At 63.9% G+C, this 12,685-nt stretch carries 12 protein-coding genes; 3 read left to right on the top strand and 9 right to left on the bottom strand.

Going from position 1 to position 12,685, the window contains the following annotated elements:
- Positions 1–404 precede the first annotated feature (404 nt).
- Entirely contained in the window at positions 405–1,037 is a 633-nt protein-coding gene (locus A5892_RS06500) for a TetR family transcriptional regulator (RefSeq protein ID WP_064122114.1), read from the top strand.
- Between the two features lie 8 nt (positions 1,038–1,045).
- Here the strand turns inward: A5892_RS06500 and A5892_RS06495 are convergent, their stop codons facing one another.
- Positions 1,046–1,996, bottom strand: a complete 951-nt coding sequence (locus A5892_RS06495; RefSeq protein WP_082890302.1) for an alpha/beta fold hydrolase — start codon at positions 1,994–1,996, stop codon at positions 1,046–1,048.
- Between the two features lie 71 nt (positions 1,997–2,067).
- The gene (locus tag A5892_RS06490; protein ID WP_064122113.1) at positions 2,068–3,279 is read right to left on the bottom strand and encodes an MFS transporter; all 1,212 of its coding nucleotides are present in this window, start codon (positions 3,277–3,279) and stop codon (positions 2,068–2,070) included.
- A 215-nt stretch (positions 3,280–3,494) separates the two neighbouring features.
- On the opposite strand from A5892_RS06490, the gene A5892_RS06485 reads away from it, so the two are divergent.
- Complete coding sequence (locus tag A5892_RS06485) at positions 3,495–4,136, top strand: TetR/AcrR family transcriptional regulator (protein ID WP_064122112.1); 642 nt, start codon at positions 3,495–3,497, stop codon at positions 4,134–4,136.
- Between the two features lie 43 nt (positions 4,137–4,179).
- Here the strand turns inward: A5892_RS06485 and A5892_RS06480 are convergent, their stop codons facing one another.
- The 5 genes from A5892_RS06480 to A5892_RS06460 all read right to left on the bottom strand — a co-directional run bounded on the left by A5892_RS06480 (position 4,180) and on the right by A5892_RS06460 (position 8,697).
- A complete protein-coding gene (locus A5892_RS06480; protein WP_190295662.1) occupies positions 4,180–4,914 on the bottom strand; it encodes an SDR family NAD(P)-dependent oxidoreductase in 735 nt (244 codons plus the stop codon).
- Positions 4,915–4,955: 41 nt separating this feature from the next.
- Positions 4,956–5,765 carry an SDR family oxidoreductase gene (locus A5892_RS06475; RefSeq protein WP_064122110.1) on the bottom strand — a complete coding sequence of 270 codons (810 nt, stop codon included), beginning with the start codon at positions 5,763–5,765 and terminating at the stop codon, positions 4,956–4,958.
- Between the two features lie 177 nt (positions 5,766–5,942).
- Positions 5,943–6,905: an SDR family NAD(P)-dependent oxidoreductase gene (locus tag A5892_RS06470; protein ID WP_064122109.1), complete on the bottom strand. Its 963-nt coding sequence runs from the start codon at positions 6,903–6,905 to the stop codon at positions 5,943–5,945.
- Positions 6,902–7,870 carry an alpha/beta hydrolase gene (locus A5892_RS06465; RefSeq protein WP_064122108.1) on the bottom strand — a complete coding sequence of 323 codons (969 nt, stop codon included), beginning with the start codon at positions 7,868–7,870 and terminating at the stop codon, positions 6,902–6,904. Before A5892_RS06465 ends, A5892_RS06470 begins: the two co-directional genes overlap by 4 nt.
- Entirely contained in the window at positions 7,867–8,697 is an 831-nt protein-coding gene (locus A5892_RS06460; protein WP_064122107.1) for an SDR family oxidoreductase, read from the bottom strand. Before A5892_RS06460 ends, A5892_RS06465 begins: the two co-directional genes overlap by 4 nt.
- 112 nt (positions 8,698–8,809) lie before the next feature.
- Between A5892_RS06460 and A5892_RS06455 the strand changes: the two genes are divergently transcribed.
- A complete protein-coding gene (locus tag A5892_RS06455; RefSeq protein WP_064122106.1) occupies positions 8,810–9,781 on the top strand; it encodes a LysR family transcriptional regulator in 972 nt (323 codons plus the stop codon).
- Between the two features lie 639 nt (positions 9,782–10,420).
- Here A5892_RS06455 and eno read toward each other — a convergent pair.
- Both eno and kdsA read right to left on the bottom strand, forming a co-directional pair.
- Entirely contained in the window at positions 10,421–11,713 is a 1,293-nt protein-coding gene (gene eno, locus A5892_RS06450; protein ID WP_064122105.1) for a phosphopyruvate hydratase, read from the bottom strand.
- A 113-nt stretch (positions 11,714–11,826) separates the two neighbouring features.
- Positions 11,827–12,684 (bottom strand): 3-deoxy-8-phosphooctulonate synthase, encoded by an 858-nt coding sequence (kdsA, locus tag A5892_RS06445; protein WP_064122104.1) that lies wholly within the window; start codon positions 12,682–12,684, stop codon positions 11,827–11,829.
- Position 12,685: the final 1 nt, after the last annotated feature.

Here is a 12,685-nt window from a genome sequence, read left to right as displayed (position 1 = left end):
GTGATCAATTCATCGCATTTTAAAGAATGATACGACCAGACATCCGGCTTTAATATTCGCATTGGAGGTCGCGTTTTACCGCCTCGCGACATCCAATTAAGATTTTGATTTATAAATATTTTATTCTAAAAAAGACGAACTTTTGGGGTCGTTTCGGCGGCATGATTCAGGTTTTCATTCAACAAAAGCGGGCCCGCGATAGCGCAGCGCAACGGCTGCGCCGGACCAAAGCCAGGCTGCAGGTGGGATGGCAACGCTCATGCGAGTGGCCCAGTTGAGGTATCGATCACCCCGACCTAAAATGCGATCAATCAATCGCATTGAGCGCGCGATCGATCCGCTGCTTCTTCTTTCTACCTGCCGTGGTTTTCTACTTGCCGTGGCCTTCGCGTCCCGATGCCCCCATGACCAACCAACGTCGCCCCCAGATTTCTTCTCGAAAACAACCCAAACAGGCCCGCTCGACCGAGCTGGTCGCGGCGATCCAGCAAGCGGCGATTCAAGTCCTGGCCGAGGAAGGCGCCACCCGTTTCACTACCGCCCGGGTCGCCGAGAAGGCCGGGGTCAGCGTCGGCTCGGTCTATCAATACTTCCCGAACAAGGCGGCGATTCTCTTTCAGCTCCAGGCCGACGAGTGGAAACGGACGTCCGATATGCTGCGCGACATCCTCGAAGACGCCGGGACACCGGCGCTCGATCGCCTGCGCGCACTGGTCCACGCCTTCATCCACTCGGAGTGCGACGAGGCGAAGATACGTGTGGCCCTCAATGACGCAGCCCCGCTCTATCGCGATGCCCCCGAGGCGCGGCAAGCGCGCGCCTCGGTGGATCGGACCCTCGAACGGTTCATGGAGGAGCTGCTTCCCAACGTATCCGCCGCCACCCGTTCACTGGCGGGAGGGCTGATCACCACCACCTTCAGCGTGGTGGGCAAGAGCTTTTCGGGAACGCCCCGGACGCGAGCGGAGATCGACACCTATGCCGATGCGATGGCCGACATGTTTTGCGCCTATCTGAACAGTCTCGATAACGGATAGTCAGCGACTCAGCGAGCCTGCAGGAAGTCGCTCACCGCCGAGTTCAGCTGCGCGGTGCACTCCTCCGGCAGCCAATGACCGCAGCCGGGCATCACCAGGCCGGTCACGTCGGTGGCGTAGCGCTGCATCTGGTCGACCTGGAACTGCCCCATGCCGCCGTGGCCGCCGCCGCCGATGGCCAGCACCGGAATGGTGATCCTGGTCTGGGCGAGCTCCGCGTTGTCCTGCACGCCCTGGTTGAGCACACGGTAGTACTCGAACGCAGCATTGAGGCTGTGCGGCTTGGCGTAGGATGCGGCGTAAAGGTCGAGCAGTTCGGGGGTGAAGACATCCCTGTTGGTCGCATGCTCCTTGATGAAGTGCTCGAAGAACACACGCTCATTGCCGGCAATCAGCGTCTCGGCCAGCCGCTCACCGGCGGCGAAGAAGCTGAAGTGCCACACCAGCGATTCGCCCTGCGGGGTAAAGGCCGGGAACGAATAGATGCTGTCGTCCGGGATCGGCGCCTCCATGTAGATCGCGCGGCGGATGTCGTCCTGGTGCTGGACCAGCATCGGGTAGGTGTTCCAGATCCCGATGTCGTGCGCCACCAGGTCGAACTTCTCACCGCCGCTGAACCGCATGGCCAGTTCGTAGAGCAGCGCAGAGACGTCGGTGGCGCGGTAGGACGGCGGCACGGCGGACTGGCCCAGCCCAGGCAGGTCCGGCGCGACCACGGTGAACCGCTTGGCAAGCTCCGGCATCAGTTGGTGCCACTCGTACCAGGTCTGGCCGAAGCCGTGGACCAGGTAGACCAGCGGCCCTGAACCACCCTTGACGTAGTGGAGCTTGACGCCATCGATGGTCTGGTAGCCGCTGGTGAAACCCTCGGGCAGCGGGAACTCATCGGCGGCGAACGCGGGTGCGGCCAGCGCCAGTGTGGTGCCCAGCAGCAGCGTGTTGAGAAGACGTCGAAACATGGGAGTGAAATCCTGTGAGGTGGGGGGAAGAGCGCAAGTGATATGAAAATTCGCTCAGGTGGGCCGCCGGCTCAGTGCCCGGCGGAGTGGGTCCGCGGGCCGGGACGGAACCCGTGCGCCTTCGCCGACCATGCGATGAGCAAGCCGATCGCCAGCAGCACGATCAGCGCCCAGGGAAAGGTGTGGGCGCCCCAGCGGTCGAGCAGCACCCCGCCCAGGATGCCGCCACCAGCAATCACGCTGTTCCAGGCCACCACGTTCATCGATAGCGCCACGTCGGCACCGTCGCCGGCGGTGTCGGCCAGCGCGGTCTGCAAAAGGGTCGCAGCACCGCCGAAGGTCAATCCCCATACCGCCACGCCGATGTAGACCGCGGCCGGGACGGTCGCCAGCCAGACGAACAGCAACGAGACGATGAAAAATGTCGCCAGGCAGGCGAGCACGGCGCTGCGCAGGTGGCGCTCGACGAGACGACCGGTCAGCCCGATTCCCAGCAGCGCGGCGGCACCGAACACCAGCAGAATGACATCGACGCGATCGAGCAGCCCGGCCTGCGCCACGAACGGCGCGACATAGGTGTAGAGAATGTTATGGGCCAGCATCCAGGCCATGACCGTGGCGAGTACAGGACGCACGCCGGGCGTGGTGAACACCTTGCGCAAGGCCATGCGCTCGCGCCCGGACTGGCCGGGGTAATCGGGCACCTTGGCCAACACCCAGACGATGAGCACCAGGGTCAGCGCGGACATCAGGCCGAAAGCGCTTCGCCAACCCACGGCGCCGCCCAGCCAGGTCCCCAGCGGCACGCCGAGCGAAAGCGCGATGGGCGTGCCGATCATCGCGACCGCCATCGCCCGACCCTGCTGATGCGGCTGCACCATGCGCCTTGCGTAGCCGGCCAGCAGGCTCCAGGCCAGCCCCGCCGCAACGCCTGCGAAGAAGCGCGCCGCCAGCGTCAGCCAGTAGTTCGACGACAGCGCGGTGACCGAGTTGAACACCAGGAAGCCGACGATCGTCAGCAGCAGCACGTTGCGCCGCCGCCAGCCGCGGGTGGCGATGGTCAGCGGAATGGCCGCCAGGACCGAGCCGAGCGCATAGGCGGTCACGGTCTGTCCGGCCAGCGCAGCGCTCACCTCCAATCCTTGGGATATCTGCGGCAGCAGGCCCGCGGGGAGTGTTTCGGTGACGATGCAGATGAAGCCGGTCATCGCCAACGCCAGCAAGGCGGCAAGTGGCAGCCTTTCAGTCGTCGCTTCAGCGGTCGAAGAGGTTGGAGAACTCACGCTTTTTCCTTGAGGTGATCTAGCGTTTCAGGGCGATGCGAAAACCCCAACATAAATACCAATCGGTACATATATAGGCGAAAAATATCCGCCTCTACAGGCGGAGAGAAAGCGACCAATATACGTATCGAACGGTACAAATATAGGGAGCGGGCCAGCGGTTGTCAACGACTTATGTATCGATTAGTATTTATGTTGCAAGAAAGGAGTACACCATGGCGCAAATGGGCAGACCACGCACCTTCGATCGAGACGCGGCGATCGAACAGGCGCTGCACCTGTTCTGGGAACAGGGCTACGAATCCACCTCTCTCAGCCAACTGAAGGCCACCATCGGCGGCGGCATCTCGGCGCCCAGCTTCTATGCAGCCTTCGGATCCAAGCAAGCGCTCTATCACGAGTGCACGGCGCGCTACCTGGCCACCTACGCACAGGTCACCGAGTGCCTGTGGGATACGGCGCTCGCGCCCAGGGAGGCACTGGCGCTGGCGCTTAGGCGTTCGGCTCGAATGCAGTGCGAACGCGGGCATCCCAAAGGCTGCATGGTCGGCCTGGGCGTGATGAGTGCGCCGTCCCCCGAGCTCGCCGCCGTCACCGCGCCGCTGACCCGCTCACGCGCACGCACTCGCGCCGGCATCAAGGCCTGCATCGAAAGGGCCATCACCGATGGTGAGCTCAAGAGTGGTACTGATCCGCGTGCGCTGAGTACCGTGTTCGACAGCTTCCTGATCGGACTTTCCACCCTCGCCAGGGACGGTGTCGGACTACGGGCCATGGAGGCGTCCATCTCCCAGGTCATGGGTATCTGGGACATGCATTCGACCCGGCAAGATCTCGAGCAACCCCCGACGACATAGCCCGCAGGCGCGATATCCTCACCGCTTTCGCGGCGAGTGGCCGCTATGCCGGATCCACCGGACCGAGCATGAAGCCGCCGTCCGCCAGCCATTCCGCGCCGGTGGTGTAGGCGGCATCGTCGGACGCCATGAACAGCACGTACTTGGCGACCTCCGCGGATTCGGCATTGCGGGGAATGGCGAGCTTGTCGGTCGGCGCCCACTGCTCGCCGGTGTCGGGGTTGTAGGCCAGCGGCGTTTCGATAATCCCGGGGTGCAGTGCGTTCACGCGGATGTTGTCGCGCGCCAGCTCCCAGGCCGCCGTTCGCATCAGCCCGCGCAGGCCCCATTTGCTCGCCCCGTAGGCGACGAGACCCGGCGCCTTGTCGAGGGCGGCGACGGACGAGACGATGACGATCGAACCGGCGCCGGCTCTGCGCATGGAGGGTACGACCGCGCGGATGCCGAGGAAGCTTCCGGTCAGGTTGGTCTCGATCGACTTCTGCCACTCCATGGTCTCGACCGTCTCGACACCGCCGTTGGCCGCATAGGCCGCGTTGAGGACGAGCACCGATATCAGGCCAAGACGATCCTCGATGTGGGCGACCGCCTCCGTCCAACTCGCCTCGTTCGCTACATCGAGCGCAACGTACAGGGAATCGTTGCCGATCTCGGCCGCAATCCTGGAGGCATTCTCCTCATGGTGGCGTCGCGCGGCCAACGCAACGCTTGCACCTTCAGCGGCGAAGGCCCGGGCCATCGCCTCGCCAAGCGCGCCGGCCGCACCGGTGATCAGCACGACTTTGTTTTCGAATCGAGACTTCATCGCGGCTTCCTATTTCAGTTGATAGCGAACTGGCGGCGTATATCGGCGAGAAAAGTCGCCTCATCCTCGGCTTTCCGCTTGGCGACCTTGGCCACCGAATCGTCGCCCGCCGGATAACGCAGCTGGTCCGTACCATCGGTCGCCGCTTTGAAAATGACCTCGGCGATGACGATGGGCTCGGAGCCTGCCGCTTTGATCGGCTTGTAGCCTTGGGTGAATTTCTCGATCACCGGCTGATACTCAGGCATCGCATCGTCGGTGACGAAATCGACCTTGAAATCGGTCAGCGTGTCGCCCGGTTCGATGATCTTGACGGTGACGCCGATCTCGCGCATCTCGTAGCTCAGGGCTTCCGAAAGCCCTTCGATCGCGAATTTGGTGCTGTGATACAGCGTCCCGAGCGGAAAGGTAAGGATCCCGCCGATCGACGACACGTTGAGGATCAGGCCTGCGCGATTGGCGCGAAAATGGCCCAGCAGGACCTTGATCGTCTCGATGAAGCCGATGACGTTGGTCTCGTACTGCTTGCGGATGGCGTCCGTCGACACCGCTTCGAGCGGCCCCCAGATCGCGTATCCGGCGTTGTTCAACAATGCGTCGATGCGGCCGAAGCGGCCAATGGCGGCGTCCACGGCCGAGCGGATGGACACGGCGTCGGTCACGTCGAGGTGGGTCACGAAGATGTTGTCGAACGCGCGCAGTTCCACTTCGTTTTCAGGTTTGCGCATCGTGGCGACGACGTTCCAGCCACGCTCGGCGAAAAGCTTCGCGGTTACCTTGCCGATACCGCTGGAGGCACCGGTAATCAGAATCGTCTTGGTCATTGTCTTTCCAGGTTAATCGAGGGTGGAACCCGCCGGTCGTGCCGGGCGGGTTCGATCGGCGCTTCAGACAACGCGCCGCGATCGCGGGTCGCCAAGGTCATGGCGATGAATATCTGGTTGCGTACCCCTCGGGGCCGCGAGGAAACAGCGCACGTGCCGTGGCGCCATATCGGCGTCTCACTTCGTGGCGAAGGCGTCGATTCCGGTCAGCTCGGCGGACAGCGCCCAGAGGCGTTCGGCTTGCTCGGGGTCGGCCGCATGGGGCCGGACACCGACCAGGGCGGGCGATTCGCTTTCATTCAGCAAAGCGATCTCGCAGTCCTCGCAATACACGCCGCCGATGCCCGCCAGCTGCGTGGATGTCGCGGCCCATACCTGGGTCGCCGCGCCTTGCTGCGGCGTCTTGAAGGTCGGATCGGCGAGATTTCCATCGGCATCGATCCAGCCGGCGTCGACCATCTCGTCCTTCGTCAGGTGACGCTGGAGCGGGGTGAGAATCGAGCCGGGATGCAGGGAGAACGCCCGCACATCCTCACTCTGGCCCAGTCGATCCAGATGGATGGCGAACAGCGCATTGGCGGTCTTCGACTGCCCATAGGCCAGCCATTTGTCGTAGCCACGCTCGAATTGCACGTCGTCCCAGCGGATTCCCGACAGGTGATGCCCCGCCGACGAGACGGCCACGACCCGGGCACCGCCCTTGAGCGCCGGCCAGAGCAGATTGACCAGTGCATAGTGGCCCAGATGATTGGTGGCGAACTGCGCCTCCCAGCCGGGCCCGAGACGGGTTTCGGGAGAGGCCATGATGCCCGCGCTGCCAATCAGGATATCGATGTGTCGGCCGCTTTTTAGAAAACGCCGTGCGAAGTCACGCACGCTTGCCAGCTCGGACAGATCCAAGCGTTCGACTTCGATGTTGGCGATATCGCGGGTCTTCGCACGCGCGGCTTGTTCATCGCGCGCGGCGACGATGACGCGCGCGCCGGCGCTGGCAAGCGCTCGTGTGGTTTCAAGTCCCAGGCCGGAATGTCCGCCGGTGACAATGACGGTGAGGTTGGAAAGATCGCGTCCTTCCAGCACTTCTTGCGCGGTGGAGGTAGCTCCGAAACCGGAGCCAATGGGTGTCTGTAAAGTAGTCATGAGGTAACTCCTAGCCAGCGTTGTGAAGCCTCGTCGAAAGCGCGCCAATACGCATCGGCGACCGTGCCCGGCACGATTTCGAATCCATGCACGCCGCCGGGATAGACGTGCAGATCGATCGGTACGCCGGCGCGAGACAGGCGCAGGGCGTAGGCGACGTTCTCTTCGAGGAAGAGATCGAGCGACCCGACCGCGATGAAGGTCGGCGGCAGGCCGGCGACGTCTACCGCTAGCGCAGGCCCAAAGTGGCCGAGCCGCGCGGGCTCGAAGTCATCGGTGCCTCGCATCGCCGCCCAACCGTTGCGATTGGCTTCGCGCGTCCAGAGGAATTCACCGGTCGAGGCGTTGTCGACGGGCGCGTCCGCGGTGCCGGTGCGCGGGTCGATCATCGGATAGAGCAGGAACTGCGCCGCGAGTCGATGCTGGCCGCGCTCGCGTGCGAGCAGCGCGGTCGCGGCTGCAAGCCCACCGCCGGCACTCTGGCCATAGAGCGCGATGCGCGCCGGATCGACGCCCAGCGCCTCGGCTTCGCTGAACAGCCAGTCGAGCGCGGCGTAGCAATCCTCCAGCGGTCCGGGGAAGGGTGTTTCCGGCGCCAGGCGGTACTGGACCGATACCACCACCGCCCCAAGACGCTGGGCGAGCCGAAAGCTCGCCCCGTCCATCATCTCGGGCCGGCCCGCGACGAAGCCGCCGCCATGCGCATAGAGGATGGCCGGCAAGGCGCCGACCTTGCCCTGCGGGCGATAGATCAGCACCCGCACATCAGGTGCTTCAGGCGGGCCAGGCACCCAGCGCTCGGTCCGATCGACCCGTTCCTCAGGATAGAGCGACGACACCAGCGCGCGAAATTCATCGGGGGCCAGCGGGTCGGGCACGAAACGCGGGAAGGTCGCCGCGATTTCGCGCGCTTCCGGCGCGACGAGCGCGAGAGTGGTCGTGGCCCTGGCCCTGTCCTCGTTCATTTATCCAGTTCCACCGAATAGGCGATGGCTTTTTGCGCTTCGAGCGCTTCGATCCTCTGCTGGAGCGCCGCATGGACACCGTCGAAGGCGGACGCTCCGAGCGTCAGGCGCAGCGGTGTGGCGCCCTCCTCGATCATTTCGATCATCCGGTCCACCACCTTGCCCGCGTCACCGGTGACCGGGAACGCACCCGAATCGATGCCGCGCCGCACGTCGTCGGCGGGGGTGGCGTCGTAGACCGCCATCGTCGGCGGTCGGACCACGCCGGAGACGAAATTGGTCGCAGTGGGCCCCGGCTCCACCAGGGTCAAGGCGATGCCGAACGGTACGAGCTCCTTGGCCATCGACTCGACGAAGCCCTCGATCCCCCACTTGGAGGCGTGGTAGAGGCTGAATCCCGGATAGGCGATCTGCCCGCCTTCCGAGGAGATTTGCAGTACGCGACCGCCGCCCTGCTCACGCAGACGCGGGATCGCTGCGCGGATCAGCGAGATGGAGCCGACCAGGTTGGTATTGATGACGTGGCGGATCTGCTCGTCGGAGGCTTCTTCCGCCGCGCCGAGCACGCCGTAACCGGCATTGGATACGATCACGTCGATGCGTCCGAGTTCGGCAAAGGCGCGATCGACCACGCTGTGCACCGCGGCCGCATCGGTCACATCGAGCTTGGCGACCCAGAGCCTGTCGCCGTAGGTATCGACGAGATCGTCGAGTGCCTCGAGACGGCGCACGGTGGCGGCCACTCGATCGCCACGGGCGAGCAGACGTTCGGTGAGAAGGCGGCCGAGGCCGGCCGATGTTCCGGTGATAAACCAGGTTTTGTTCATGACGGGCATCCAAGATAGGAGAGAAGGAAAGCGCTAGGTTTGGATGCTACGGCCATATCATTGTTATGATAAGAACCAATTAACCACATGGGTTGGTGCATAAAATCTACCAATGAGCAAACCGACGCTGTCCGACCTCAGGGCCTTCATCGCGGTCGCCGAGCACCGCAGCTTTCGTCGCGCGGCCGATTTTCTGGGCATCGCCCGCCCCTCGCTGAGCCATGCCATTCGTGGCCTGGAAGACAGCCTGGGCGTGCGCCTGTTTCACCGCACGACGCGCAGCGTGGCGCTGACCGAAGCGGGAACGCGCCTGCTCGGCCGGCTCGATCCGTTGATGCACGATCTCGATGCGGCACTCGAGGACGTCACCGGCGAACAGGGGCATCTGCAAGGCCAGCTGCGCATCAACGGCAATGACGTCGCGATCCGCTTGCTGCTGCGCACGGTGGTACCCGAGTTTCTGGCACGCTATCCCGGCGTCGACCTGGATCTCGTCGCGGAAGGACGCCTGGTGGATATCGTCGAGCAGGGCTTCGATGCCGGCATTCGTTTGGGTGAGGCCGTGCCCAAGGACATGGTGGCGATACCGCTGGGGCCGGACATCCGCTTTCTGGCGGTGGCCTCACCACGCTACCTGGCGCAACGACCGGCACCGGAAGTGCCCGACGCGCTCACCCAGCACCAGTGCATCCGCCAGCGCCTGCCCAGCGGCAAACGCTACCGCTGGGAATTCAGCAAGCGCGGGCAAACCGTCGAGATCGACGTGCCCGGCACGCTGACGCTCGACAGCAACTCGTTGATGGTGGAGGCGGCCATCGGTGGTCTCGGCGTGGCCTACGTGCCCGAACCCTACGCCCATGCCGCGCTGGATGACGGGCGTCTGGTGAGCGTGCTGGAAGACTGGTGTCCCCGCATACCGGGGCTGTCGCTGTATTTTCCCGGCAATCGCCATATGCCGGCGGGCCTGCGGGCGTTCATCGACACGATCCAGGCGCTGCGCAGCCAGGTCGAAGAGCTGGCGCCGTCGAAGCCTCTGCGCAAATCGACGCCGGCCGTCCCGCCACACCCAAAAGGCGAACGTTGAAACGCAAAAAAAACGACACCGATCGCTCATCGGTGTCGCGCTTGCCACTAGTTCCACACCCTCCCTGGAACGGCCACGCCTCGGCCTCCTTGCCGTCCGGGAGACCCATCGTGGCCTCCTCGTGTTCTAGGTCGCAGCCTCACCAGGCTAGCCTGGCGAGGTGACATCTCCATGTCAGTCGCCAGCCGATTGGTCATGAAGAATTGGTCATGAAGAGGTGGCCCAGAGACCACCTCGGCGTCCAAGCGTCCCCAGGGCCTCATCCTTGATCCGACATCCCTAGGCACCTTCCCTGTACGGAGACGACGATCCTGTCGTACCGCACGCGCCTTTGGCCTGAATGCGCCAGAACACTCGTTGCGCTCTCCTCCCACTGCGCGAGTCATGAAGTGAAGAAAGCCTGAGAGCGAGGATATGAATTTCATCCTCCGCGCCCTGCGAACCGAGGGTCAACGAGACCTTGGGCTAACCCATGATCGCGATTGGAGCGCACGAGTATCGTGAGATGGGCGCGCGAGGCGAAGGCGCGATTCGAACTGAGCCAAGCGCGATTCGAGCTGAGCCAGCGGAGGACGAAAACGCAACGGCCACCCGAAGGTGGCCGTTGCGGTGAACCTGAGCCTGTTCTACCGGCCCCGTTTACTGACCCTTGATTTCCTCGCGTCCGCGATACGGCGCCTTGCCGCCGAGCTGGCTCTCGATCACCAGCAGGCGGTTGTACTTGGCGACCCGGTCGCTGCGTGAAAGAGAGCCGGTCTTGATCTGGCCCGCGCAGGTGCCCACGGCCAGATCGGCGATGGTGGTATCCTCGGTCTCACCGCTGCGGTGCGAGATCACCGCGGTGTAGCCCGCGTCCTGGGCCATCTTGATCGCATCCAGGGTCTCTGAGAGCGAACCGATCTGGTTGAACTTGATCAGAATCGAGTTACCGATGCCCTTCTCGATCCCCTGCTTGAGGATCTTGGTGTTGGTGACGAACAGATCGTCACCGACCAGCTGCACGCGGCTGCCGAGCTTGTCGGTAAGCAGCTTCCAGCCGTCCCAGTCGGACTCGTCCAGCCCATCCTCGATCGACACCACCGGATACTTGTCGACCAGTGCGGCCAGATAATCGACGAAGCCGGCGGAGTCGAACGACTTGCTCTCACCACCGAGCACGTACTTGCCATCCTTGTAGAACTCGGAGGCGGCGCAGTCGAGCGCAAGCGTTACGTCCTCGCCGAGCTTGTAGCCCGCGTTCGCGATCGCCTGCTCGATCACGTCGAGCGCCTCGGCATTGGACTCGAGATTCGGCGCGAAGCCCCCCTCGTCACCCACCGAAGTGGCCAAGCCTTTGGCGGAGAGCACTTTCTTCAGCGCATGGAAGATCTCGGCGCCGGCCCGCAGTCCCTCGGCGAAGCTCTTGGCGCCGACCGGCTGAACCATGAACTCCTGGATGTCGACGTTGTTGTCGGCATGCTCACCGCCGTTGAGGATGTTCATCATCGGCAGCGGCATCGAATACTGGCCCGGCTGGCCGTAGAGCTCGGCGATGTATTCGTAGAGTTCGACGCCCTTGTCGATCGCACTCGCCTTGGCCGCCGCCAGAGACACCGCGAGGATCGCATTGGCCCCCAGGTTGCCCTTGTTGTCGGTGCCATCGAGTTCGAGCATCAAAGCGTCGAGCGTACGCTGGTCGGATGCCTCGCAGCCAAGCAGCTTCTCGCGGATCGCGCCGTTGACCGCACCCACCGCCTTCGTCACCCCTTTGCCGAGATAGCGCGACTTGTCGCCATCACGCAGCTCGAGCGCCTCGCGCGAGCCGGTCGAAGCACCGCTCGGCGCGCACGCGCTGGCTTTCACGCCACCCTCGAGCACGACTTCAGCGTAGACGGTCGGGTTGCCGCGCGAGTCGAGCACCTCGAGTGCACGGATATCGACGATTTTTGCCATTACTGCGCATCCTCTGCTGGAAGAACGCCGCCAGGGCGACGTGGGAAAGATGTCATATGGACTGAGCAACATACCAAAAAAAAGCCCCTCACGAGGAGGGGCTTGGAACGCTATCAATCGATCTCGAGCGGATCGAATCCCTTGACCAGATCGTCGAGGGCCTTGATCTGGGCGAGGAACGGGGCCAGTTTGTCGAGCGGCAGCGCGCAGGGGCCGTCGCACTTGGCGTTGTCGGGATCGGGATGGGCTTCGAGGAAGAGCCCCGCGAGGCCTACGCCAACCCCTGCACGCGCAAGCTCGGTGACCTGCTGGCGACGACCGCCTGCGCTGTCCGAGCGCCCGCCGGGACGCTGCAGCGAGTGGGTGACGTCGAAGATCACCGGGAATCCGGTCTCTTGCATCTCACTGATGCCGAGCATGTCGACGACCAGGTTGTTGTAGCCGAAGCTCGAGCCGCGCTCGCAGAGAATCACCCGCTCGTTGCCCGCTTCGCGGCACTTCTGGATCACGTGGCGCATCTCATGGGGGGCGACGAACTGCGGCTTCTTGACGTTGATCACCGCGCCGGTCTCGGCCATCGCCACCACCAGATCGGTCTGGCGGGCGAGGAACGCCGGCAGTTGGATCACATCGCAAACCTCGGCGGCGGGCTTGGCCTGCCAGGGCTCGTGGACGTCGCTGATCAGCGGCACGTCGAAGCGCGCCTTGACCTCGGCGAGGATCTCGAGCCCCTTCTCAAGGCCCGGCCCGCGGAACGAGTGGATCGAGCTGCGGTTGGCCTTGTCGAAGCTGGCCTTGAACACGTACGGCATGCCGAGCTTGGCGGTCGCCTCGACGAAGGCGGCGGCGGTCTCGAGCGCGAGCTCGCGTGACTCGAGCACGTTCAGTCCGGCGAACAGGGTGAGCGGCAGCCGGTTGCCGACCGAGAGGCCGGCGAACTCGATCACCCGCTGTGGGGCCTTGTCGCTCATT

The sequence above is a fragment of the Halotalea alkalilenta genome, from assembly GCF_001648175.1.
GTDB classification, from domain to species: domain Bacteria; phylum Pseudomonadota; class Gammaproteobacteria; order Pseudomonadales; family Halomonadaceae; genus Halotalea; species Halotalea alkalilenta_A.
Note: the sequence above shows the minus strand (reverse complement) of the source record. Positions and strands in the feature narration are given on the sequence as shown.

Excerpts from the sequence above, each read along its gene's own strand:
- A5892_RS06485 (WP_064122112.1), top strand. The coding sequence starts at position 3,495 with ATGGCGCAAATGGGCAGACCACGCACCTTCGATCGAGACGCGGCGATC.
- kdsA (WP_064122104.1), bottom strand. The coding sequence starts at position 12,684 with ATGAGCGACAAGGCCCCACAGCGGGTGATCGAGTTCGCCGGCCTCTCG.
- A5892_RS06495 (WP_082890302.1), bottom strand. The coding sequence starts at position 1,996 with ATGTTTCGACGTCTTCTCAACACGCTGCTGCTGGGCACCACACTGGCG.
- A5892_RS06470 (WP_064122109.1), bottom strand. The coding sequence starts at position 6,905 with ATGACTACTTTACAGACACCCATTGGCTCCGGTTTCGGAGCTACCTCC.
- eno (WP_064122105.1), bottom strand. The coding sequence starts at position 11,713 with ATGGCAAAAATCGTCGATATCCGTGCACTCGAGGTGCTCGACTCGCGC.
- A5892_RS06455 (WP_064122106.1), top strand. The coding sequence starts at position 8,810 with ATGAGCAAACCGACGCTGTCCGACCTCAGGGCCTTCATCGCGGTCGCC.
- A5892_RS06475 (WP_064122110.1), bottom strand. The coding sequence starts at position 5,765 with ATGACCAAGACGATTCTGATTACCGGTGCCTCCAGCGGTATCGGCAAG.
- A5892_RS06460 (WP_064122107.1), bottom strand. The coding sequence starts at position 8,697 with ATGAACAAAACCTGGTTTATCACCGGAACATCGGCCGGCCTCGGCCGC.
- A5892_RS06500 (WP_064122114.1), top strand. The coding sequence starts at position 405 with ATGACCAACCAACGTCGCCCCCAGATTTCTTCTCGAAAACAACCCAAA.
- A5892_RS06465 (WP_064122108.1), bottom strand. The coding sequence starts at position 7,870 with ATGAACGAGGACAGGGCCAGGGCCACGACCACTCTCGCGCTCGTCGCG.